Genomic DNA, 23,091 nt, shown 5'->3' on the forward strand with positions numbered 1-23,091 from the left:
CAACTGGAGCTTACCGGGGGGCCGGTGGGCTCATAGCGTCGTGCCATGACCGATACCTTCGCAACGATCCCCTCCGAGCACGGGCGGCGCCGGCCGCTCGTGACCCGAGCGTTGCTGCTGCGCTTCATATCGATCCTGGGTGCCTCGACGAGCTTCTACCTTCTTCTGTCGGTGGTCCCCGGCTACGCCACGAGCGGCGGTGAGGGCGGGAGCGGCGGGCAAGCGGGACTGACCACCGGCATCCTGATGCTGGCCACGGTGATCGGTGAAATCGCCACCCCGGCCCTGGCCAACCGATGCGGCTACCGCGTCGTCCTGGGGGTGGGCCTCGGTCTGCTGGGCGCGCCGACGTTGGCCCTGATCTTCTCCCAGGACGTGTGGTGCGTCCTGCTGGTCTGCTTGCTGCGCGGCCTGGGTTTCGCGTTCACCGTCGTCGCGGGTGGCGCGTTGACGGCGCTGCTCATCCCCGCCGAGCGGCGAGGCGAGGGCCTGGCGCTGGTCGGCATCGTCGGCGGTGTGCCCGCGCTGGTGGCACTGCCGTTGGGTGTGTGGCTGGCCCAGTACGCAGGCCACGGCGTGGTCTTCGCCGTCGGGGCTGTGGCCCCGCTCGCCGCGATTCCGTCAGTGCTCGGCCTCCCCGCCCGCCTGAGCGAGTCCGGGCGCCCCGTCCGCATGGCCGAGGGGCTCCGCAGACCCGAACTGTTCAGGCCCGCCGCGGTGTTCGCGGCCACAGCCATGGCCGCAGGGATCGTCGTCACCTTCCTGCCGCTCGCCGTTCCCTCATCGGCCACGACTCCCATCGCCGTGGCCCTGTTCGTCCAGCCCGCGGCATCCACCATGGCTCGTTGGCTCGCCGGGAGGTACTCGGACCGGCACGGCACCACCGCGCTGCTGGTTCCCGGTCTGCTGCTGTCGGTCCTGGGCACCCTGCTGATGGCGCTGACGGGCAGTGCGGTGGCCGTCATCACCGGGGCCGGCCTGTTCGGGGCCGGCTTCGGGATCACGCAGAACGCCACGCTGACCCTGATGTACGCGCGCGTCCCGGTAGCCGGGTACGGCACCGTCAGCGCGTTGTGGAACGGCGCGTACGACGCCGGCATGGGCGCAGGCGCCGCCGCGTTCGGCTGGCTCGCCGCCGGCACCGACTACCCGTGGGCTTTCGCCTTGACCGCCGTCGGCATGCTCTGCGCCCTCAAGCCGGCGTTGACCGACCGCTGTACCGCATTGCGGGGGCAGGCGGGGTACCCCTCCAGCGGTGATGGACGGCCCACACTGTCTGCCCAGCACAGCGAAACACCCTGAACTGGGCGACCCGCAGGTACTTGTTGGCCTCGCCGTCCCCGACCGGAAGCGGAGCCCTTGCGTCCGGAACCGCGTCGGGTAACGCTGCGCGCGGGCCCCTGATCTCCTTGCTTCCACCATCAGCCTGGGGTCATACGGCGGGTAGCCCCGCTTCTCGGTGTAGTCGGCCAAGATCGGGGAGAGGTCGATTCACCTCGACCGGCTCGACCTCCAGCAGCCCATCCTCAGCGCGCATACCGGGATCATCCCGCATGAGTGATCACAAGACGCACGCGGGTTTCCGGCGCTGAGACACGCTCCTAGCGGATTGTCACGGACTCCCCGACCGGGATGCGCGCGTACTCGGTGCCGCCCTTGAAGTCCAACCAGCCATCGAAGTATTCCTGGCCGAGCTCGTTGAGCGTGGCGTCGTGGATCGGGAACGCCCGCTTCGGCCGCACCGCCCGCACGAAGTCCAGCGCCTCGGAGAGCTTGAGCCAGGGTGCGGCGGCCGGCACGAACAGCGTCTCCACCGGCGACGGTGGGACGAACAGCGAGTCGCCCGGGTGGTAGACCGTGCCGTCGACGACGAAACCGACGTTGGCGCAGCCGGGCAGGCCGTCGTAGATCTCGGCGTGCGCCCCGCCCACGACGTCGACGACCAACCCGGCCGCCGTGAACCGCTGCCCCACCTCGACGGCGACCGCCGCGCCGCCCAGCTCGGGAGCCGACTCGATCGCCGCCGAGGGCAGGTACACCCGGAACGCGGAGTTGCGCTGACTCGCCGCCACGAGCTTGGCGACGTCGAGGTGGTCGGGGTGCTCGTGAGTCACCAGCACCTCATCGACCCCGTCGAGCGCTTCGGCCTCTGAGAACGTCCCCGGGTCGATCACCAGCACCCGGTCGTCCACCTCCAGGCGCACACATGCGTGACCATATTTGATCAAGTTCATGCGCCCACTATGGCAAGGACGGTCGAATGCGGGGCCCTGTTCGATCAGGATGTGTCGGAGATCCAGCTGTTCCACAGCGCGACAACCAGCTGGAACAGCGCCGCCTATCGGGATCATCCCGTACAAATGATCACAAGCCGCACGTGGGTTGCCGGTTACTGAGACACGCTCCTAGCCCGCCTCATCCCGACGCTCTGCGGTGGGCGCGGGTTTCCTGTGGCCGGCCGGGGTGGTGGCCGGGGCCGCCGGTCAGGTCTGCCAGCGGCGTGGGGGAAAGGTCGGCGGGGTCCTCACCCGCCTCGGAGGAGCGTGTCCGCGGCCCCCACGATCAGGGGATCCGGGCGGCCGACCGCCTCCTCGTCCCTGCCGGCGTAGTCGATGCGCCACAGCAGGCTCCGCATCGCCTCCAGACGGGCGCGCCGCTTGTCGTTGCTCTTCACCACGGTCCAGGGAGCATGGGCGGTGTCGGGGGCGCGGAACATCTCCACCTTGGCGGTGGTGTACGCGTCCCACCGGTCCAAGGAGGCCAGATCGGTGGGGGAGAGCTTCCACTGGCGCACCGGATCGACCTGGCGGATGGCGAAACGGGTGCGCTGCTCGGCCCGGGAGACCGAGAACCAGAACTTGACCAGCACGATGCCGTCCTCGACGAGCATGGCCTCGAAGGTCGGACACTGGGTGAGGAACTGCTCGTACTGTGCGTCGGTGCAGACCCCCGGGCCGGGAAGGTGGGCGACGTAGCGCCGGAAGTACCACTGGCCGGCCTCTCGCTCGCTGGGCTTGTGCAAGGCCACGATGCGGGCGCCGCGGGGGTTGAGGCGTTCGGTGAAACGCTGGATCGTGCCGCCCTAGCCCGCCGCGTCCCGGCCCTCACAGATCACCAGCACCCGCGCTCCCGTGTCCTTGACCCAGCGCTGCAGCTTCAGCAGCTCGATCTGCAGGATCCGCTTCGCCCGCTCGTACTCGGCCCGGCGCAGCTTGCGGTCGTAGGGATAGTTCTCCCGCCACGTACGGATCGGCCTTCCGGCCCCGTCGAGCAGCACCGGCTGCTTCGGCCGGCTCGGATCGACGCTCAAGCCCGCGAGCAATGCTTCCTGCTGGGCCTGCCCGCGCCGTCCCTCCACGGCAGGGAGACGGGGCACGCTGGCTACAGAGCGTGACGCCGCTGGTCCGGACTGCCGGGCCGGACTGCCGAGCCCCGGCCTGGCAGTCCGGCCGGTCAGCGCAGGTGCCGGGCGAAGAAGCGCACCTCGTCGTCCACCTCAAACGCCGGTACGTCCCCGTGCCCGCCGGGGTTGGCGTGCAGGGTCTTCTCGGTGGAGGCGAGGGCGTCGAACAAGGCCAGGCTCTGGTCGCGCGGCACCATCCGGTCGTCCCACTGGACCAGGAACTGCACGGGTACGGTGACCCGGGCGGCCTCCGCGGCCAGCCCCTGCGCACCCAGCAGGCCCAGCACGGCGGCCCGGATCCGGGGCTCCGCAGCGAGCAGCGGGATGCCGAGCCCGCACCCCATCGACAGGCCGCAGTAGCCCACGGGGCCCGTCCCCACCGCGTCCAGGTCCCGGACGGCGGTCAGCACCGCCCGCCAGGCGGCGACGGCCCGGGCGGCCAAATGTCCGTGCATGCCCGCGACCAGCCTGCCGGGATCGTCGCCGGCCGCCATGCCGGCTCGCAGCCCGGCCAGGATCCGGTTGAATTCCTCGTCCCGGGGCCGGTCACCGTGGTGCGGAGCGTCGATCGCGACGACCGAGAACCCTTCGGCGGCGTAGCGGCGGGCGCGGGCCACCACGCCGGGAGCCGCCTTGTGCTGCCCGCCGCCGTGGCCGAGCAGGACCAGCGGCTGTGTGCCGGAGAGGCCGTCGGGTGTCCAAAGGATGCCGGGGATTTCGTCGAGGGTGAAGTGCTGCTCGGTGACGCCGTCGGACGACGACGTGGCAATGAAGCGCATGGGCGTTCTGAGCCTTTCGGGATGCCTCGTACGGGCACTCCCTCCAGCTAGGCCATGCGAAGGAGAGGGAGGGAGTCCCGGACTGTCACAGCGTTGATCGGACTCACCTCCTCGAATGCGTGGTCGGGCACGGCGACGCCGAAGGTACCACAGGGGGTCCTTCCCAACTCGCCTGCTATGTCGTCACTTCGTCGCGGCGCTCGGCGACGCGCGGTGCGGGTTTGGAGCATGGTCGACCCGACCGCACATGCGGGAAGGCCGGAGGAGAAGTGAGTCAAACCCGCCTCGCGGGCCGGAATCACGGCGCGACCGCACGGCATGGCCGGCCCCGCGGGCGGGGCCTCGGTCGCATCCGGACGGGCCCGGCCCGGTGGCTCGGTGGCCCGTTCGTCACAAAGGGCTTGTGTACGCCCTTGAGGTCGGCTTGAGTGCGTGACCGTGACCGCGTTGAATGATCTTGTACGGCCGGACCGCTACCCTCGTTCCTCCCGCTACGACCCCGCTTGGCTGGTCGGCCTCGACATGGGCCCCAACCCGTTGTGGCTCCTGGAGGACCTGTCCCGGAACCTCGACCTGCGCCCTGGCATGCGGGTCCTCGATCTGGGCTCCGGCAAGGGCGCCACGTCAGTGTTCCTCGCCCGCGAGTACGGGGTCCACGTCGTGGCCGCGGACTGGTGGATCGCTGCCGAGGAGGCGGCCGCCGTCTTCGCCGAGGCCGGAGTCGCCGACCGGGTCGAGGCGGTACGGGCGGAGGCGCACGTCCTGCTGTTCGAACCGGAGAGCTTCGACGCGATCGTGAGTATCGACGCCTTCGAGTACTTCGGCACGGCGGACGGTTACCTGCCCTACCTGATGCGCTTCCTGCGCCCCGGGGGTCAACTGGGCATCGCCACGCCCGCCATGACCCGGGAGGTCCGCGACCTCGGGGCGATTCCCGCCCACGTCGAGCGTGTGGTCGGCTGGGAGGCCATCGCCTGGCACACCTCCGAGTGGTGGCGCTTCCAGTGGGAGATCACCGGGCTCGTCGATGTCACGTCCGCCCGTCTCCAGGACGATGCCTGGCGCGACTGGCTGCTGTGGACCCGGGCGTGCGCGGAGCAGCGCCCCGACGGCGCGGCGGCACAGCAGGCCGTGATCGACATGCTCACCGAGGACGCAGGTGAATACCTCTCCTTCGCCCTGGTGACGGCTCGCAAGAAGTGACTCGGCACTGGGAGAGGACGGTTGCCGTCCGCACAGCCTGCCTGGTTGGGGTGCGGCCGAACGACTTCTGCTACGGTCCCAAGGGCGTGCAGGCGCGCGCGAACAAGGCTCCGGATCAGGGAGGTTGATGAATATGGCCGTCACCGGCCTTCCTCGGCATGCCCTTTTCCGGTCCGCGCGCTGACGCGACGCGGTCCGGTCGTTCCGAACGATCTGGAGACAAGCGTGCGTTTCGCACTCTCGAACGACCTCACCGAACTCACCACCGAGCGGCTGGTGCTGACCACGTGGACGGCCGAGGCCGTCGCTGCCGTCCTCGCCGGTGACCGCCGGCCGGCCCACTGGGCCGCGGACTTTCCCGCCGAGGGCGACCGCGTTATCGCAGGGCTTCTCGAAGCCAACCCCGACTGGCTCGGCGCATACGGCCACCGGCTGATCACCGAACGGCGCACCGGCCTCGTCGTCGGTTCGATCGGCCTGTTCCGGCCGCCTGCCGAGGGGGTTCTTGAGCTCGGCTACGGCGTCGTCGCCTCCCATCAGGGCCGCGGCTACGCCACCGAGGCCGCCGCGGCACTCGCCGCGTTCGCCCTCGGCGCGCCCGGGGTCCACACCGTGGTCGCCGGCGTCGAACTGTCGAACCCGGCCTCCGTCCGCGTCCTGGAAAAGGCCGGCTTCGAACGGTTCGAGACCGTGCCCGCCGAGGACGGCGGTGAGCTGGCTCGCTACCGGATGACCACGGCGCCGGAGCTCCGCCAGGCATAGGCTGCGCGGGCCGGCGGGGAGCCATCCCCGCCGGTCCCCGGCCACCCGCTGCGGATGGCCGGGAGGCCCAAGCCTTCCTCGCGTCCTTACACCTCAGTGGCAGTCAGTTCGGCCACCAGACGTGCCGTGAGCGGCGCATGGATGCCGTGTCGTTCTGCTGCCCGGAGCAAGGCGCCGCCGATCGCGTCGAGTTCCAGCGGCCGGCCCGCTTCCGCGTCGCGTTGCATGGAGGATTTGCCGTCGGCTGGGAAGGCGTCGTAGCGCGTCATGTCGCCCGGACCGGATAGCGCCGATCGGCAGGCGATAGCGGGTGGTGAGGAGCGCGAAGGGTGCCAGGAAGGCCAGCTTGCCCCACAGCACCGAGTTCTCGTCCGGGACGACGCGGGTGTTCGCGCGGATCCCGGTGAGCAGTTCGGATCGTGCGGCAGACCCCTCAGTTCAGCCTCGGCTTCCGGGTCGGCGCCCGGAAGTGGCGATGACGGCGAGGGGGAACGAGAGGTGCCCGGGGTCGTCGATCTCCTCCAGGCCTGCGCGGACATCGACCTCGCTCAGCATTCCGGCGGCGATGATGCGGGGTGCGAGCGACAGGACGGTAAGTCGGGAGAACTCGGCGATCGGTGATCCCGCATGGAAGGCCGGCAGGTCCGCTGCGACCTGTACGTCTTCGTAGCCGGCGTCGCGCATGACCTGGGGTGCGCGACCGCCCCAGGCGTCGTCCATGCCGAACGAGGCGCTGAGCAAGTCCCACCAGGCGTCGATGACCCGCCGGAGCGGGGAGGCGGTGGGCAGTCCGTGACGGGGGAAGTGGACCAGTTCCTCCAGCACGAGCACGCCGCCGGGGACCAGCCATTCCAGCATCCGCGCGACGATCTGTTCACGCTGGGGCAGGTGCATCAGAACGGCGCGCGCGTGGATCAGGTCGAAGGACCCCTCGGAGAAGGCGTCCTTCGCAATGTCGTGCACCAGCACCGTCAGATTGCCCGGAACCGGCTCCCGGACGAGCGTCACGTCCAGGTCGGTCGCGGTGACCCGTCCGCGGGGACACTGGCCGGCCAGCCAGTGGGCGACGGTGCCGGTGCCCGCGCCGACCTCCAGGCAGGACCAGTCGGCCGCGACCCCGACGGCCTCCAACCGCTGTCGGGTCTGCGCGTCGAACGTGCGGGCAATCGCGTCGAGCCGGACCCGCTCGCCGGGACGTTGGTGTCCCAGCACATCGCCGTACCGTTCACCGACTTCCCGATCACGTCCGGCCGCGCCGCATTCGGGTGCGGATGCAGGTGCGGATTCGGTTGCGCTGCGATGCGTCATTGCTGTTCCGTTTCGTTGCTCTTCGACGCCAGCGGGTGCTGCTTCGCCGTCCGGCCGGTGCCTGGGGCAGTACTGCGCGGCGACCGGGGCCTGCGACAGCGGCACCTGTCACTCGCTGCGTTGTGGCGAGGACGTTCGGTGGCTACTCGGGCATCGTAGGAATGGCGGCCCGCACCGCACTGCCCAAGCTGCTGGAATCCGCTGAACGCGGTGTAGAGCATCTCGCGTTGACGCACGTCAGTGCACCCTCGGCTCCATTGGAGCGACGCTTTCCCGGCCACGGCGTCTCATCCGATCAATTCGTGCTTCCGGGTGATGGATCCCTGCTGTGGGAGAAATGCGGGCGGACTGCGCCCGAGGGTGAGAGACACCGGCCCAGGCGTGCAGGACGCCCAGGTCTGGGCCGGACCAGAACCCTGGCCCCGGTCGACCGTCAAGAGAGAGCCATCCATGCGAAACGAAGCCCTTGAGCGTGCCGCTCTGATTTTCAAGCTGCTCGACACCAACAAGAACGGGGTGCTCGACAGCCAGGACTTCGAGCTGAACGCCGAGAGGGTGCTGGCCGCCGCCACGGACTCGGGACCGGAGGCCAGGCAGGCGCTGGCCGACAGCATGCGCCGCTGGTGGGACGTACTGGTGGGCGCGCTGGACACTGACAGTGACGGCGTGATCAGCCCCAGGGAGTTCGAAGCCTCCGTACTTGACCCGGAGCGGTTCGGTCCGACCATTCACGCGTTCGCCGAGGCGCTTGCCACCCTCGGCGACCCGGACGGCGACGGCCTGATCGAACGGCCCCGCTTCCTCGCCCTGATGACCGCGTGGGGCTTCGACGTGCCGAACATCAACGCGCTGTTCGACGCGTTCGGTCCGGACGCCGGCGACCGGATCACGGTGACCTCGTGGGCCGACGGCATCCGCGATTACTACACGCCCGGCCTGGCCGGAATCCCCGGCGACCACCTGGTCTCGCTGCCAGCCTGAGCCTTCGCCGGTTCAGTAGCGAGCGGGCGCTGAGCAGCCCGAATGCTGGCACCGAAGAGGCGGAACCAGTCTCACCGGGTCCGGCTCTTTCGCATTGAGCCTTTTCATCCTGCGTCTGAGCCGGCCAGATGCAGGATGTAAAAGGCTGCGGAGCTGCCAGCCTCGAACACGGAGGACTGAACGACTTCACGGAAGGTGTGCCGGAACCCGAGTTTCGACTGTACCTGGCCTCACCAGTGGAGCAGAGGCTGTGCGGACGTCGTAGCCGGTTCTCGGAGGTCCGAACAGATCAGGAGCGGACATCCGGTGTCTTGTCCCCAAGGTGGGAGCGTGCCGTAGCAGCAGAGGCATGGCACCAGCGACGATGACTGTCATGAGCACGGACCAGACCATCCATCCCCTACGGCCGACGCACCCAGCAACTGCGGTGTTCGGAGCGGGAGCAGCCATCGGCGTTCTAGGAGGGATGATCGGGCTGGGAGGTGCCGAGTTCCGCCTGCCGCTGCTGATCAGCCTCTTCGGTTTCGCCGCGCTCTCGGCCGTCATCCTGAACAAGGCGATGAGCCTGGTCGTGGTCCTGGTCGCGCTGCCCGCCCGCCTCGCCGCGGTTCCGGCCGCCGAGGTCGCCGCCCGCTGGCCTGTCGCGGTCAACCTGCTCGCCGGTAGCCTCCTCGGCGCCTGGGCCGGCGCGTCCTGGGCGGTCCGCATGCGCAGCACCACTCTCTACAAGGTCCTGGCCGCTCTGATGGTCCTGATGGCGGCCGCCCTGGTCCTCACCCACACCACCACCCTGGGGACCCTCGACCTGCCGCTCTGGGCCCAGATTCCCGCCGGCGTCGCTGCCGGGTTCGGTATCGGAGTCGTCGCCGCGATCATGGGTGTTGCCGGTGGAGAGCTGCTGATCCCGACGATCGTGTTGCTGTTCGGGGAGGACATCAAGACCGCCGGGAGTCTGTCCTTGCTGGTCTCCCTGCCGACCATGCTGGTCGCGTTCGCCCGCTACAGCCGCGACGGCAGCTTCGCCGTCCTCGGAGCCAACCTCCGCTTCACGACCCTCATGGCCGCCGGCTCGGTCGCCGGGGCCGTGCTGGGCGGACTGCTCCTGGGAGTCTTCCCGGACCTGGTGCTCATCCCCACACTGGCCGTGGTCCTGCTCATCTCATCAGTCAAGCTCGCCCGCCATCACTGAACGGCCGGGTGCCTCCCGAATGACTCGTGAACAAAGCAACCATCCCGCAAGCACACCTGCCTCACCCCTGCAGTTCGAGGCCGGTCGTAACGCCACGATCCAGTTCAAGGTCTCCGACGTTCAGGCGTGGTCAAACAGCAGCGGATCGCGTCCAGGAAGCCGCGGTCAAGGCCGAAGGGCAACGTCCAGGTATCGCTGGACCGGCTTGAAGAGTCCGTACGGGACGTATTGCCGGCAACGCGAGGCTCAGGAGCAGCATTGCCAGTCAGCGACGCCTCTCGGTCACTCACGGCATCATCCCTCGAAGAGCATTTCTCCACCGCGGTCGGCGCCGCTGCGTCCTGCTGTGCGCGCTCGAATTCTACGGAGCAAGAAGGACATGGAGCCTTCGGAAGGGTCGCCATGTCACCAGGATGGCCCAACCTGCCGCGGCGTGGCAGGGAGCGCATGAGCGCGCACTGCGGCACGTAGGTAGCTGGCTGTAGCCCATCTTGATCAGGTGCTGTTAAGCGCGCCCAGGCTGAGCTGTGTCGTTACGGTAGCGCGGTTGGCGTCGGGGCGGCGCCTGGCCGAGACCAGGGCCGCCCCGCAGTGCAAGTGCGGTCAACGCTGCGGTGCGTGGGGTGACCGCAGGGATGCCGGCATCACGCCCGTGACGCCGCGAGGACGCGTTCCTGGGCTGCGTGGGTGCTGCGACCGGTCTGTGTCGGGAGCTGTCGTTCCGGCGCGGTGGTCGTCAGGTCTGTGTCCGTGAGGAGCGCGATGAGGTTGAGTCGGGCTCGGGCCACGCGGGAGCGGACGGTACCGACGGGACAGCCGATGGCGGTCGCGGCCTCCGCGTAGCCCAGGCCGAGGAGCTGGGTGAGGACGAATGCCTCGCGGCGCTCCGTGGGTATGGCTGCCATGAGTTCGGCGAGGGCGATCCCGTCCTCGAAACCGGGGACGCCGTAGGGCTGGGCCTGCTCGGCGGCGGTCTGCCAGTCCTGCTGGTCCGACAGGCGGGGACGGGCGGAGGCGTGGCGGATGCTGTCGACGACCGTGCGGCGTGCAATGGACAGCAGCCAAGTCCTGGCCGAGGAGCGGCCCTCGAAGCGGGGGAGGGCGGCCAGCGCGCGAAGGAAGACGTCCTGGGTGAGGTCGTCGGCAGCCTGGGTGTCGGCGCTGAGGTAGGCCACGTACCGCCAGACGTCGCGGTGGAGCGCCCGTACGAAGCGGTCGGCCTTGACGGGGTCGCCGTCGCGGGCGTCCAGGGCAAGCCGGGTCACCGCCTCCTCGGAGCCATTGGTGGGCCGGGAGGTCTTCCGGTCGGCCGTACGGGCAGGGGTGGGCAGGGCAGGAGTCATCGCCACAAGGTCCTCATGGGTGAAGGGAGTCCGGCGCCGCGCACGGCGGGGCCGGTGAAGGGGGTACGGCCTGCGGGAGGGCATGGCCGATGCCCGAGGCGCGACGGCGCGGTGCCGTCAGCGTTCGCTCGGGGAGCCGGCTGTCACAGGACAGCGGCTCCCGTCGGCGGACCCCGTGAGGTGATGGCGTGAGCGAGGAGGAGTTGCGGCAGTGCCTGGCGGTGGCGGGACCGGCGGACGTGGACGCGGGGGAGGTGCGGTGTCGTCGGCGCGAGGAGGCGGAAGAGGACCCGCAGGGGGGTCCAGAACCAGCCTGCGACGGCACGCAGGAAGCGGAACGCCGCCTGCTCCGCGTAGGCGAGCCAGAGGCCGCACAGGACGGCGGCGAGCAGGTGTGCGGCCAGCATGCCCGTCGGGGACATGCCGGCCATGTCGTGGCCGGTGGCGGGCATGCCGATGCCGACCACCGAGGACGCCATGTCGTGCATGGTGTGCATGTCGTGCATGGCGTGGACGTCCGTCATCGCGGGGCCCGGTGGCGGTTGGGACACGAGCGTGCCGAGTCCCGCGTCATGGACGACCTTGAGGGCTTCGCGGGTCGACAGGTTGCCCGCTCCCTCGCCGCACATCAAGTACGCCGCCCATTGCCGGGTGAAGGAGCTGCCGGCCGGCAGGGACGGGTGGATCAGCGACTGGGCCAGGGTGAAACCGGCGTGAAGCAACGCCTGGACGGCCACCGTCGCGCTGGTGACGGCGAACAGTCCCCGTTCGCGGTCCGCCAGGGTCCAGGCCGCTGCGATCGTCCCGGCGAAGGCGGGCGGCAGCGCCCACCAGGGGACGGCCATACCCGACATGAGGATGTGGCCGGTGGCCGCGAGCAGCACGCAGACGGCTGCGAACATCGCAGCCCGTGCGGCTCTGGAACAGTGGCCCGGCTTCATGGCGCGTTCATCTTCGCACCGGGTTTCCGGGCAGGGCAGGGGGGTGCGCACTTCATGACAAGTCCTCGTCCTCGCCCTTGGTACGACTGGCTCCGGTCGGTTGTGGCGCACGGCACAGGAGGGAACGGGAACCGGAGGACCGTGCCACCCGACTGCCTTCCCAGTCGGGCCGCTTGTGCAACATCCGGAGAATGGGGGCTTCTGTGGGGGCAGCGCAATTCACGTCGGCTTCAACAGAGTTGGGCGGTTGGGCGAGGCGACGGCTGACCGCGCTCCTCACCTGCGCCATGGCGTTCTCGATGCTGCAGCTGTTCCTGATGGGGGCACTGGGCCCGCGTCTCGTGGCGGACATGGGCATATCGCCTGCCGTTCTGGGGCTTACCACGACGATCGGCTTCGGGACGGCTGCCGTTCTGTCCCCAGTGGGGGGCCGGATCGTGGACCGTATCGGCTCACGGCGCTCACTGGTTCTCCTCCTGTTGGTCTCGACTGCCGCCCTGGCCCTGATCGCCGCCGCTCGGGGCATCGCCGTCCTTCTGGGGGCGGTCGCGCTGGGCGGAGTGCCGCAGGCGTTGGCGAACCCCGCGACCAACAAGGCGGTCTTGGCCGCGGTTCCCCCCGCCCGGCGGGGCGGCGTGACGGGCCTGAAGCAGTCGGGCGTGCAGTTGGGCGCGTTCGTGGCCGGCCTGCCGCTCGCGGCGCTCGCCGCGGGGTCAGGCTGGCGGGTCGCGGTCTGGACGGCATCAGGTGCCGCGCTGCTGGCGGCCGTGTGGGCGCTGCGGTCGCTGCCGGCCGATGCTCCGTCGTCTGCGTCGCCGCCCCGGGCATCGTGGGTTCCGCGGGGGATGGTGGCCTGGCTGGCCGCCTTCTCCCTCTTCCTCGGTGCCGGAATAGCTTCGGTGAACACCTATTTGTCGCTGTACGGCGTGCAGCGGCTGGGCATGGACCCGACCGTGGCCGGTGCCCTGGTGGCGGTCCTCGGCGTGACCGGGATCGCAGGCCGGGTGGGGTGGTCCAAGGCGGCCGTTCCGGGACGGGCCGAATGGCTGCCCGGGTGGCTGGCGTGGGGGGCGCTGGGGGCCGCGGTCCTGCTGGCCGCTGCCCAGTCGGCGGGTCCGCTGGTGTGGCTCGGAGCCGTGGCGGTGGGTGTGTTCGCCGTATCCGGCAACGCTGTGTCCATGGTGCTGGTCATGCAGCGCGCGAAGCACGGGCGGGCCGGTCAGGACTCTGCGCTCGTCGCGGCCGGGTTCTTCGCCGGGTTCGCGGTCGGTCCACCGCTTTTCGGCCTCTTCGCGGAGCGCGGCCGGTACGGGGCGGGCTGGATCCTGGTGGCCGCGGAATTCGCCGTGGCCGGAGCCGTCGCGTTCCTCTGGGCACGTCAGGACCGCCGGGACCGCAAGGGGCACAGCGCGTGAGCTCCACGGACCGGGCCGACCGGGCGCTGGCGGCGGTGATGGCACGGGTCGTGTCGACCGGGGCGGAGGTGGGCGCTCGCTTTCCGCTGTACGCCGATCCCCGGGACGGCTCGTGGACGACCACCGGGCGCGGTTCGTGGGCCGGAGGCTTCTGGGCCGGGCTCTTGTGGCTGCGGGCGCGCTACACAGGGCACGATGCCGACCGCCGCGCCGCCGCCGAGTGCACTGCCCGACTCGCGGGTTGGGCAGGTGCCGACACCGCGACCCGTGGCCTGATCCTCTGGTACGGGACTGCTCTCGCCGAAGGCGACGAAGAAGCGACCGTACTGCGAGACCGGGCGGCGCGCGCCTGCCGCGAGGATTTCGACCCCGTGGCAGGGATCGTCCCTTGGGGCGGCGCCTTCGGCGGCCCCCGCATGCTGGCCCGCGTGGACGGCGTGCCCGGCATGGTGCCCCTCCTGGCCGGTGCGGGTCCGGCCGGGGCGGCCGCCGCAGCCGCACATCTGGATCGCCACCTCGCCCTCTGCCTCGGCAGTTCTGGTGAGCAGCGGCCACCCGCCTGGCAGTTCGACGAAGGGGACGGGACGTGGAGTCCGTGTGAGGACCCGAGGCCCGGATGGAGCCGTGGTCGGGCGTGGCTGCTCCTCGCGATCGCGGACGCCCTCCTGCGGCCGGACGTCACTGCACACAGCTCGGCAAACCTCGTGGAGGCAGCCGAGCGGCTCGTGGCTCAGGACGACGTGGTGACCGGGCGGCTGATCCCACCGGCCGAGGGCACCGACCCGGACGGGCCTTTGGACACTTCGGCCGCGGCGATCACCGCGGTCGCCCTGCTGAAGCTCACCAGGGTCCCCGGCGCCTGGACGGACGCGTGCTCGTACCGGGGCGTCGCGATCCTGAGCCGGCTCGCGGAAGCCCATCTCTCCCGCCAGGGGGATGGGCGTAAGGCCGGGATGCTGCTGGACGGCTGCTACGACGCGGGCAAGGGCCTCGCCGTACGCCATGAGCTGGTCTGGGGTGACTTCTTCCTGGCTCTGGGGCTCGCCTCGCTGGACGGGCTCGTCGACATCACCCGGGTGTGACCGCCGTCGGGCCGTAGCCTCGCAGGATCCGCCGGGCGACGGACGTGATGTGGAGCTCGTCCGGGCCGTCGAGGATGCGGGCGGCCCGTCCGACGCGGAACAGCGCGGGCAGGGCGGTGTCCGGGCCGAGCCCGGCGGCTCCGTGGACCTGGATGGCGGAGTCGGTGACCTGTTGCAGCATCCGGGCGGAGGCCACCTTGGCGAGCCCGACCTCGGTACGGGCGTCCTGCCCGGCGGCGATCAGCGCCACCGCCTCGTGGACCAGGGGACGGGTGGTGCGCAGGGCGAGCAGGGCGTCGAACACGTGCTGCTGGACGAGCTGGTGGCCGGCGAGCGGCCCGCGGGAGCCGTTGCGCGTGGCGGCCCGCTCGCACATGAGGTCGAAGGCGCGCTGGGCCTGGCCGAGCCAGCGCAGGCAGCGCAGCGTCCGGCCCAGCGCGAGCCGTTCCCCGGCGATGGCGAGCGCCCCTCCCTCGGCACCGATCAGGTGGTCGTCGGGCACGCCGACTCCGTCCAGTTCGATCTCGTACTGCCCCGACACCCCGAGGACGGGGAGCTCCCGGACGATCCGGAAGCCGGGGGAGTCGGTGGGGACGAGGAGCAGGGAGAGCCCTTCGCGGTCGCCCGGCGCACCGCTGGTCCGGGCCAGCACGGTCACCAGGTCCGCGGTCGCGGCGGCGGAGGTGAACCACTTGCGTCCGGTGATCCGCCAGGTGCCGTCCGCCTCGCGCTCGGCCCGGGTGCCGGTGAGGAAGGGGTCGGTGCCGGGTACGTCGGGTTCGGTCATCGCGTAGCAGGTGCCGATCTCGCCGGCGACCAAGGGCTCCAGGTACTTCTCGCGGACCCGGCTTCCGGCATGCCGCGCGAGCATGGTGACGTCGAGCAGTGGAGCGGAGCCCAGGGCGGCCGGACCGTGGTCGCTGGCACCTTCGGCCTCGGCGAGCTGCGCGTACGCGGAGAACGGCAGCCCGGCGCCACCCAGTTCGGCAGGCAGGGGCAGCGCCCACAGCCCCTCCGCGCGGGCATGGGCGTGTAGTTCCTGCAGAGCCGCTACGGCCGCCGGCCCGCCGGCGTCGAGGACCGGCTCCTGCGGGATCACCCGGGTACGGATCAAACGCTCGACCCGCCTCCTCAACTCCGTGAGCTCGTGATCGGGTTGGTGAGCCGCGTCATGGGTCGTGCGTGGATCCGCCACCGTGTTCCTCCCGGTTCCCGGGAACTCACGGGAACGTCTGTCCGACTGTCTGTCCGTGGAACTGGTCGGGCGCGGAGGCTCCCGAGTTCCCGCGTTCCGCGTTTTCCGCACGACCTTGGCGACGGCCACCGCCGCGCCGGGAGAGGAGAGGCATGGCGTCACCGGCAATCTCGCAGACGGTCCGGCCACTCGACACACTGAGCCTCGGCATCTCGGGCCCCCCGCAGATCACGAGCGTCGTCGCACGGCACCTGCGGCTGCTCGGCGCACAGGAAGAAGCCACCGGGCAGCAGAACGCGTCCGGTGCCATCACGCTCACCGGCGGTGGGTACGACACCGCGCACGCGACCGTCACCTGGGGCCGTCCCGGCAGCGGGCTCGTCGACGAGGCCACGGTCCAGGCCGCCACCGGCGTCATGGCCGTCCACGGCCGACGCGACGGCAGCCCGCGCGGACTTGCCGCCGACTACGCGGCGACGACCACCGGCGTCCTGGCCGTTCAGGGGCTGCTCGCGGGCCTGATCGGCCAGGCCCGCGGCAAGGCCGCCACCCGTGTCACCACCAGCGCGGACCGCGCCGGGCTGCTCGCGGTGTCGCAGTACCTGGCCGCTGCCGGAGCGGACGAGGGCGAAGCCGCGGAACTCGCGCCCGGCGGACCGCCCTTCACCTCCGCCGAGGGAGTGCTCTTCGAGCTGGAGACGCTCGACCCGGGTGCCTGGGCCGCGTTCTGGCGGGCCCTGGACGCACCCGCCGACGCGATGCGGGCCGGCTGGCGACCCTTCCAGTTCCGGTACGCCACCGCCTGCGCCCCCTTCCCGCCGGCCCTCCACACCGTCACCCGGACACACCCCCTGTCCCGGATCCGGCAGGCCGCAGCCCTTTCGGGAGCCGAGGTGTGCGTCCTGCACACCCTCGCCGAACGGCACGCCGAAGCCGACGGCGCGCCGCCCTGGTCCCTCCGGCCGCTCGGAACCGAGGGCCTCCCCACGCCGCCCCGGGCCGCTTCGGCCGGCCAAGTGTCTCGTGATTCGGCGCTGCCACTGGCCGGCCTGACGGTGCTGGAAGCGGGCCGCCGTATCCAGGCCCCGCTCGCCGCGCACCTACTGGGCCTGCTGGGCGCCGAGGTCATCAGGATCGAGCCGCCGGGCGGGGACCCGCTGCGCGGCATGCCCCCGGCCTGCTCCGGGATCTCCGCGCGCTGGCTCGCCCTCAACCGGGGCAAGAAGGCCGTGGAGATCGACATCAAGTCCGAGGCCGACCGCCGCGCCCTGCGGGAGATGGCCGGGGAAGCGGACGTCTTCCTGCACAACTGGGCGCCGGGCAAGGCCGCCGAGCTCGGCCTCGACTCCGGCGACCTGGCACGGGTCAATCCCGCGCTGGTGTACGCGTACACCGGCGGCTGGGCCGACCGGATCGCCGACGCCCCCATGGGCACCGACTTCATGGTCCAGGCCAGGACCGGGGTCGGCGAGGCCGTTCGCCCCGAGGGCGAGATCCCGGCCCCGTCGCTGATGACCCTGCTCGACGTGCTCGGGGGCCTGCACGGCGCCGAAGCGGTCCTCGCCGGGCTGCTGCTGAGGGAGCGCTCGGGCCGGGGTGTCCGGGTGGACTCCTCCCTCCTCGGTGCGGCCGACACCCTCACCGCTCCCGCCCTGGCGCGCATGGCTCGCGGCGAGAACCCGCGCCTCCCGGCCGGGTTCCGCCATCCGCTGGCGACGGCGGACGGATGGATCGCCCCCTGCGACGACAGTGCCCCGGCGGAGGCTGCCCAGGACCTGCGCGGGCTGAGCACTTCTGACGCCCTGGCCCGGCTTGGCTCGCTCGGCCTGACCGCCACCGCGGTCACCACCGACCTGTCCGACCTGCACCATGACCCGCGCTTCGCCGGCTCGATCAGCCGCGACGCGCATGGTGCCCCCGCCGTTTCCGACCCCTGGAGCTTCGCGTGACCGCCAACAGGCTCGTACTGCACGACCTGCTGCCCGCCGACCTCCGCCGCTCCTGGGTGGTTGACGGCACCTGCCCCGACCTCGACCTCTACAGCCTCTTCCGGGCCCGCCAGATCGCGAACCTGCACCAGACGGCCGTCCTCGACGCCAAGGGCAAGCTCTGCTACACCGCTCTGGACCGCAAGGTCCGATGTCTGGCCGCCGGCCTCAGAGGCCTGGGCATACGCCCGGGTGACGTGGTCGGCGTCCAACTGCCCAACAACCGCAACGCCGTCATCGCAGACTTGGCCCTGGCCGCGCTGGGCGCCGTAGCCCTCCCCTTCCCCGTCGGCCGCGGCGTCCTGGAGGCCGAATGCCTGCTGCGCCGGGCCGAGGCCGTCGCCGTCATCGCCGCAGTCGAACACCGGGACTTCCACCACGCCGCCGATCTGCTGGCGCTCTCGCGGTCCATGCCCGCCCTGCGCCATGTCGTCGCCGTGGGCCCCGGGACCGCACCGGAGGGAACCGTGGCCTGGTCCGAGGCCATGCGTTCCGACCCGCAGGCGTTCGTACCGGCCCGCCCCGACCCGGACAGCGCGGCCCGCATCCTGGTGTCCTCCGGCTCCGAGGCCGAGCCGAAGATGATCGCCTACTCGCACAACGCCCTGGCGGGTGGCCGCGGCAACTTCCTCGCCTCCCTCATCCCCGACGGCACCCCGCCCCGCTGCCTGTTCCTGGTCCCGCTGGCTTCCGCGTTCGGCTCGAACGGCACCGCGGTCACCCTCGCCCGGCACGGCGGCACCCTGGTCCTGCTCGACCACTTCACCCCCGACGCAGCCCTCGCGGCCGTGCGCGAGCACGCACCCACGCACGTCCTGGGCGTGCCGACCATGATCCGCATGATGCTCGAACGCCTCGACGTGACGGGCGAACGGCTGCCGGCGCCCACCGCCCTCGTCCTCGGCGGCGCGCCGCTCGACGAGACCACGGCGGAGGCCGCGGCCAAGGCGTTCGGCTGCCCGGTCGTCAACCTCTACGGCTCCGCAGACGGCGTCAACTGCCACACCGGGCTCGCCCACACCGTCCCGCCCACGGACGGCACAGGAGTGGTCGCCGGCCACCCCGACCCGCGGGTCGCGGAGATCCGCATCGCCGACCCCGACACCCACGCGGCGCTGCCGGACGGGGCTGTGGGGGAGATCATCTCGCGCGGTCCGATGACCCCGCTGTGCTACGTCGCCGCCCCCGACCTCGACGCCCGCTACCGCACCTCCGACGGCTGGGTCCGCACCGGAGACCTCGGCTACCTGGACCCCGACGGAGTCCTGCACGTCGTGGGCCGGCTCAAGGACATCGTCATCCGCGGCGGCGCCAACATCAGCCCCGCCGAGGTCGAGCGCGAGCTCAGCTCCCACCCCCAGGTCCGCGACGTCGTCTGCGTCGGCGTCCCCGACCCGCTGATGGGTGAACGACTGGCGGCCTGTGTGGTCCCGCGCACCGGGCAGACCCCGACGCTCGAAGACCTGTGCGCCCACCTGACCGTGCGCGGCCTGGAGCGGCAGAAGCACCCCGAGCGCCTCCTCGTCGTCGACGCCTTGCCCCTGACCCCTGCGGGTAAGCCCGACCGCGCAGCCCTCCGCGAACGACTGACCGCGGACCTGCCGACCACCCCGGCAGCCGACCCCGGACTGCCGCTCGCACAGGCCGGCTGATCGGTCACGCCTCGCCCCGACCACCCGCCCGACCCTGAGCAGGAGCACGTGATGAACCGAAGGGACTTACTCCGCGCCTCGACCGCGATCGGTGCCACCGGCGCGATCGCTGGCTTCGCCGGAACCGCACCAGCCGCAGCGGCGACCACCGCCACCGCGGCCGGGCGGCCATCCGCCCCCGCCGGCAGCCCCCTGCGCGTCCACATCGTCATGTTCGACGGAGTCGAGGAGCTCGACTTCGCCGCCCCGTACGAGGTGTTCTCTGCCGCCCGGTTCTTCACCGGGCGGCCGGTGGACGTCCGCTACGTGACCACGTCGCGCCCCGGCTTCGTCCGTGCCTCGTACGGCTCGCGGATCGAGGTCGCGCATCCGTGGGCCCCGAACGAGGCCGATGTGATCGTCGTACCGGGCGGCGGATACGCGCGCCGTGACGACCCGGGCGTGTGGGCCGAGATCCGGCGCGGCACCCTGCCACGGGCCCTGGCCGCCGCGCCCCGCACCGGGCTCACCATCAGCGCCCTGTGCACGGGCGTGATGCTTCTGTCCGCCGCCGGACTGACCCGGGGACGGCCCTGCACCACCCACCACAAGGCCCGCCCCGACCTCGAACAGCAGGGCGGGGTACTGAAGAACGGGCGGGTCGTGGACGACGGCGACCTCGTCACCGCCGGAGGCATCACCTCCGGCCTGGAGCTCGCCCTCTGGCTCGTACGCCGAGAACTCGGGCCCGACACGGCGACGAGCGTGGAAGCCACGCTGGAGTACGAGGCAGGCGGCACGGTCTGGTCCCGGTAGGGACCCGAACCGAAAACACGCGACCACCGGGGCGGGAGGGCATCCACGATGCCCTCCCGCCCAGGGCCCATGCCGGCCATGGAGTGGTGGGCTTGCTGTCCGGAAGCCATGCCCGGTCCGCCGTCGTCGCCGGCGGTCAGCGAGTGGAAGGCGAAGTGGCAGGGAGAACTGGACGACGCCCAGTGCGATCGTCGTCGCCTCGAACCGCCGTGGACGCCCGCCCGGGAGCAGAACGCACACGATGCTCAGGACTGCACAGAGCCCGACCGTACTCGCCGCGCCGGGGAGCTGCCCGCCGGCCAGGACATGGCTCGCGGCGCCCAGAGACAGGCACGCGGAGGCGCAGAGCAGACCCGCCCGGGTCTGTCTCAGCCAGGTTCCCGGTCCGCGCACGGGCTCAACTCATCCACGCCCTACCTGGCGGTCAGCGCTGCGTGATGGGCTACTCGAAGGCCCCGGCGGGCGTCCGATCCGCTCATGAACCGTCAACGGTATCCCGACCGAAGGGCGTTGGCCTGGGGAAGGCCGTTGGGTGGGGCGTACCCGGCAGCGAGCGGAGCGACCTCCGGTGAGCCGAATCACAGGGAAGAAACAAGGCTCGAACGGGTGCATCCCGGGGCGGTTCGTGCAGTCCGCCCCGGGATGCGGTCGGCCGATGGGCATCGGCGGAAGGGTTCAGGAGGTGCTCATGGCCTTCTTCAGCTCGGCGGCCGCGTTGCGGTAGACCGGCAGCAGGTCGAGGTCCTCGCCCGGGTAGTTGACGATCTTGATCTGCTTGGCGCCGGAGTCGGGCAGCACCGTCCCGGTCGACATGTGGGCGTTGTCCAGGACCAGGGCCGGCTTCTTCGCGGAGAGCTCGGCGAGCTGCGCCGGGGTGACGGCCTCGGGGCCGTACGTGCCCACGGTGGTGGCGCCGGCGAGCTTGGCCGCCCAGGCGGTGAAGACCTGGGTGACGACGTTGGGGCTCTTGCCGGCGGGCCAGGCGGCCTGGAGGTCCTTGTTCAGCTTGCCGTACTCCGCATCGAAGCCGGTCTTCCACGTGGTCGCGGCGTCGGTCGTGCCGAAGAGCCCGCCCAGCTTGTCGACCTCGGCCTTGACTTTGTCAGGGTGGTTGTCGAGGTTCACCTCGACCAGCTTCGCCTTGGAGCCGGCCGCCTCCTTGATCTTCGCGGCGTACGGCTCGAACGGCGCGTACAGCACGAAGTCGGCCTTGGCCACGGCGGCGAGGTCCGAGGGCTTGGGGTCGTAGTCGGGGGCGTGGTGGACGGACTGCGGGACGATGACCTTGACGTCCTCGGCGCCAGCGGCCTTGGCGAAGGCCCCTTCCCAGGTGGTGGTGACGACCACCACGGGCTTCTTCCCGGCCATGGGCGCGCCGGACGCGGCGGGGGACGAGGCGCTGTCGTTCTTGCCGTCGCCGGTGCTGTCGCTGTTGTTGCCGCAGCCGGTGACGAGGGCCAGCGTGACCGCGGTCAGTGCGAGGAGGGAAGGGATGCGGACGCGGGTGCGCGCCATGGGCTGGTTCTCCGTTCGGAAATGAGATGGACGGCGAGGACGAGTGCTCCCGCCGTCAGGACGAGGACCGGGCCCGGTGGCCAGTCGAGCCACAGGGCCAGGAGGAATCCCGTCAGGTTCACGGTCACGCCGATGCCGATCGCCCATAGGGTGATCGACCTCAGCGAGCTGCCCAGACGCCGGGCGGCGAGAGCGGGCAGCAGGGTCAGGGCGTCGACGAGCAGCGCCCCGGTGAGCTTGATGGCCCCGGCCACCGCGACCGCGACCAGCACCAGCAGCGCTGCTGTCAGGGCGCGTACGGCGACGCCGGAGCACTGGGCGAGCTCACGGTCGTACAGCAGGAGGCCGATGTCGCGCCGCTTCCACCAGAACAGGCCGGGCACGAGCACGGCGAGCACGCCCAGGACGACGAGGTCGGGGGTGCCGACGGACAGGATCGACCCCCACAGGAGGGCGAACGCCCCTGACGCGTTGACCCCCGACACGGCGAGCAGCAGCAGCGCGGCCGCGATGGCCAGGCTCATCAGCAGCCCCATCGCCCCCGACAGGCCGTCCGGGGTACGGGCGAGGGGCGCGACGCCCGCTCCGGCCAGGGCGCAGGCGACGAGTGCGCACAGCATCGGGTCGAGGCCGGTGAGGAGGCCGACGGCGATGCCCAGCAGGGCGACGTGCATCATGGCGAACCGCACCGGCATGATGTCGAGCCCGACGATGACGACCCCGATGACCGGCAGGCCGATCGCGGCGAGCAGCAGGGCCGCCCCGGCTCTCTGTACGGGGACCAGCTGGAGCAGGGCGCCGAGGTCCGCGGTGGCGAGGGTGGTCACCGGACCTCCCGCAGCCGGCCCGCGGCCATCTCCAGCACCCGGTCGCAGCGGTCGGCCAGGGCCCGGTCGTGGGTCACGACGACGAGCGTCACCGGCAGCGAGGTCAGGACGTCGGCGGCCTCCGCCTGCCCGTCGAAGTCGAGCGCGGCCGTCGGCTCGTCGGCCAGCAGCACCTCCGCGCCCGCGGCCACACAGCCCATGGCCCGGGCCAGGTACATGCGCTGCAACTGTCCTCCGGACAGCGTGTGCAGAGGCCGTCCGGCCAGCTGACCCACCCCGAGCCGGTCGGCTGCCTCGGAGGCGTCGTCCGGCGCGGCGCTGCTGGCCAGCAACTCCCCGCCGAGCAGCGGGAAACGGCCCGCGGCGGGCTTCTGGGGGATCCAGGCGCAGGCCCGCCGCCGCCAGGCCCATTCCGCCGGCGTGCGCGTGTCCCGTCCGCCGACCAGGATCGAGCCCGCCACCTGGCGGTGCAGACCGAGAACCGCGCGCAGCAGGGTGGTCTTGCCCGAACCGTTGGTTCCGGTCAGCGCCACCCGCTCGCCCGCGGCGATCTTCAGATCCACGTCGGCGACGGCCTCCACCCGGCCGTGCCGGCAGGCGACTCCCCGCATCCGTACATCGAGCCCGCCCATCACACATCCTTCGGTCGTTCGCTGCTGTGTGGAGGCGGGCCGAGCCGACCTCCACACAGCGGTAGTCGGACGGTGCCTGCG

The 23,091-nt window shown here is 71.4% G+C and carries 19 protein-coding genes and 2 pseudogenes; 10 read left to right on the top strand and 11 right to left on the bottom strand.

The annotated features are described in order from the left end of the window. The first annotated feature begins 45 nt into the window (after positions 1-45). Positions 46-1,302 (top strand): MFS transporter, encoded by a 1,257-nt coding sequence (locus ABZ128_RS04005; RefSeq protein WP_356845897.1) that lies wholly within the window; start codon positions 46-48, stop codon positions 1,300-1,302. Between the two features lie 299 nt (positions 1,303-1,601). Here the strand turns inward: ABZ128_RS04005 and ABZ128_RS04010 are convergent, their stop codons facing one another. The 3 genes and pseudogenes from ABZ128_RS04010 to ABZ128_RS04020 form a co-directional block, all read right to left on the bottom strand. Next, the gene (locus ABZ128_RS04010; protein WP_356845898.1) at positions 1,602-2,234 is read right to left on the bottom strand and encodes an MBL fold metallo-hydrolase; all 633 of its coding nucleotides are present in this window, start codon (positions 2,232-2,234) and stop codon (positions 1,602-1,604) included. 181 nt (positions 2,235-2,415) lie between these two features. Beyond that, positions 2,416-3,358 (bottom strand): annotated as a pseudogene (locus ABZ128_RS04015) (polyphosphate kinase 2). Positions 3,359-3,453: 95 nt separating this feature from the next. Then, positions 3,454-4,182, bottom strand: a complete 729-nt coding sequence (locus ABZ128_RS04020) for an alpha/beta hydrolase (protein WP_356845899.1) — start codon at positions 4,180-4,182, stop codon at positions 3,454-3,456. Positions 4,183-4,620: 438 nt separating this feature from the next. Between ABZ128_RS04020 and ABZ128_RS04025 the strand changes: the two genes are divergently transcribed. Then, positions 4,621-5,385, top strand: a complete 765-nt coding sequence (locus ABZ128_RS04025; RefSeq protein WP_356845900.1) for a methyltransferase domain-containing protein — start codon at positions 4,621-4,623, stop codon at positions 5,383-5,385. Between the two features lie 225 nt (positions 5,386-5,610). After that, positions 5,611-6,147: a GNAT family N-acetyltransferase gene (locus ABZ128_RS04030; protein WP_356845901.1), complete on the top strand. Its 537-nt coding sequence runs from the start codon at positions 5,611-5,613 to the stop codon at positions 6,145-6,147. A gap of 86 nt (positions 6,148-6,233) precedes the next feature. Here the strand turns inward: ABZ128_RS04030 and ABZ128_RS04035 are convergent. Both ABZ128_RS04035 and ABZ128_RS04040 read right to left on the bottom strand, forming a co-directional pair. Next, a pseudogene (locus ABZ128_RS04035) lies at positions 6,234-6,534 on the bottom strand (ketopantoate reductase C-terminal domain-containing protein); the annotation flags it as partial. 51 nt (positions 6,535-6,585) lie between these two features. Next, positions 6,586-7,359 (bottom strand): methyltransferase domain-containing protein, encoded by a 774-nt coding sequence (locus tag ABZ128_RS04040; RefSeq protein ID WP_356845902.1) that lies wholly within the window; start codon positions 7,357-7,359, stop codon positions 6,586-6,588. Between the two features lie 546 nt (positions 7,360-7,905). On the opposite strand from ABZ128_RS04040, the gene ABZ128_RS04045 reads away from it, so the two are divergent. Continuing rightward, on the top strand, positions 7,906-8,436 hold the full coding sequence (locus ABZ128_RS04045) for a calcium-binding protein (protein ID WP_356845903.1): 531 nt from the start codon (positions 7,906-7,908) through the stop codon (positions 8,434-8,436). A 373-nt stretch (positions 8,437-8,809) separates the two neighbouring features. Continuing rightward, on the top strand, positions 8,810-9,625 hold the full coding sequence (locus tag ABZ128_RS04050) for a sulfite exporter TauE/SafE family protein (RefSeq protein WP_356845904.1): 816 nt from the start codon (positions 8,810-8,812) through the stop codon (positions 9,623-9,625). Positions 9,626-10,269: 644 nt separating this feature from the next. On the opposite strand, the gene ABZ128_RS04055 is transcribed toward ABZ128_RS04050, so the two are convergent. Then, positions 10,270-10,968, bottom strand: coding sequence for a sigma-70 family RNA polymerase sigma factor (locus ABZ128_RS04055; protein WP_356845905.1), 699 nt, complete (start codon positions 10,966-10,968; stop codon positions 10,270-10,272). A 143-nt stretch (positions 10,969-11,111) separates the two neighbouring features. Beyond that, the gene (locus tag ABZ128_RS04060) at positions 11,112-11,870 is read right to left on the bottom strand and encodes a hypothetical protein (protein WP_356845906.1); all 759 of its coding nucleotides are present in this window, start codon (positions 11,868-11,870) and stop codon (positions 11,112-11,114) included. 230 nt (positions 11,871-12,100) lie between these two features. Between ABZ128_RS04060 and ABZ128_RS04065 the strand changes: the two genes are divergently transcribed. Beyond that, entirely contained in the window at positions 12,101-13,324 is a 1,224-nt protein-coding gene (locus ABZ128_RS04065; RefSeq protein WP_356845907.1) for an MFS transporter, read from the top strand. Continuing rightward, on the top strand, positions 13,321-14,406 hold the full coding sequence (locus tag ABZ128_RS04070; protein ID WP_356845908.1) for a sugar ABC transporter permease: 1,086 nt from the start codon (positions 13,321-13,323) through the stop codon (positions 14,404-14,406). Before ABZ128_RS04065 ends, ABZ128_RS04070 begins: the two co-directional genes overlap by 4 nt. Here ABZ128_RS04070 and ABZ128_RS04075 read toward each other — a convergent pair. After that, a complete protein-coding gene (locus tag ABZ128_RS04075; protein ID WP_356845909.1) occupies positions 14,393-15,541 on the bottom strand; it encodes an acyl-CoA dehydrogenase family protein in 1,149 nt (382 codons plus the stop codon). The genes ABZ128_RS04070 and ABZ128_RS04075 overlap by 14 nt on opposite strands. Positions 15,542-15,753: 212 nt before the next feature. Between ABZ128_RS04075 and ABZ128_RS04080 the strand changes: the two genes are divergently transcribed. The 3 genes from ABZ128_RS04080 to ABZ128_RS04090 are packed head-to-tail and all read left to right on the top strand — an operon-like array spanning position 15,754 to position 20,036. After that, positions 15,754-17,550 (top strand): CoA transferase, encoded by a 1,797-nt coding sequence (locus tag ABZ128_RS04080; protein WP_356845910.1) that lies wholly within the window; start codon positions 15,754-15,756, stop codon positions 17,548-17,550. Beyond that, entirely contained in the window at positions 17,547-19,241 is a 1,695-nt protein-coding gene (locus tag ABZ128_RS04085; protein ID WP_356845911.1) for a class I adenylate-forming enzyme family protein, read from the top strand. Before ABZ128_RS04080 ends, ABZ128_RS04085 begins: the two co-directional genes overlap by 4 nt. Before the next feature lie 51 nt (positions 19,242-19,292). Then, the gene (locus ABZ128_RS04090; RefSeq protein WP_356845912.1) at positions 19,293-20,036 is read left to right on the top strand and encodes a DJ-1/PfpI family protein; all 744 of its coding nucleotides are present in this window, start codon (positions 19,293-19,295) and stop codon (positions 20,034-20,036) included. Between the two features lie 675 nt (positions 20,037-20,711). On the opposite strand, the gene ABZ128_RS04095 is transcribed toward ABZ128_RS04090, so the two are convergent. Genes ABZ128_RS04095 through ABZ128_RS04105 form a run of 3 tightly spaced genes read right to left on the bottom strand, consistent with a single transcriptional unit; the run spans position 20,712 to position 23,010 of the window. Beyond that, entirely contained in the window at positions 20,712-21,551 is an 840-nt protein-coding gene (locus ABZ128_RS04095) for a zinc ABC transporter substrate-binding protein (RefSeq protein ID WP_356845913.1), read from the bottom strand. After that, a complete protein-coding gene (locus tag ABZ128_RS04100) occupies positions 21,509-22,378 on the bottom strand; it encodes a metal ABC transporter permease (RefSeq protein ID WP_356845914.1) in 870 nt (289 codons plus the stop codon). Before ABZ128_RS04100 ends, ABZ128_RS04095 begins: the two co-directional genes overlap by 43 nt. Continuing rightward, entirely contained in the window at positions 22,375-23,010 is a 636-nt protein-coding gene (locus ABZ128_RS04105) for an ABC transporter ATP-binding protein (RefSeq protein ID WP_356845915.1), read from the bottom strand. The genes ABZ128_RS04100 and ABZ128_RS04105 overlap by 4 nt, the downstream gene beginning before the upstream one ends. Between the last annotated feature and the right edge of the window lie 81 nt (positions 23,011-23,091).

This window comes from Streptomyces sp. NPDC006326 (assembly GCF_040612915.1).
Taxonomy (GTDB): domain Bacteria; phylum Actinomycetota; class Actinomycetes; order Streptomycetales; family Streptomycetaceae; genus Streptomyces.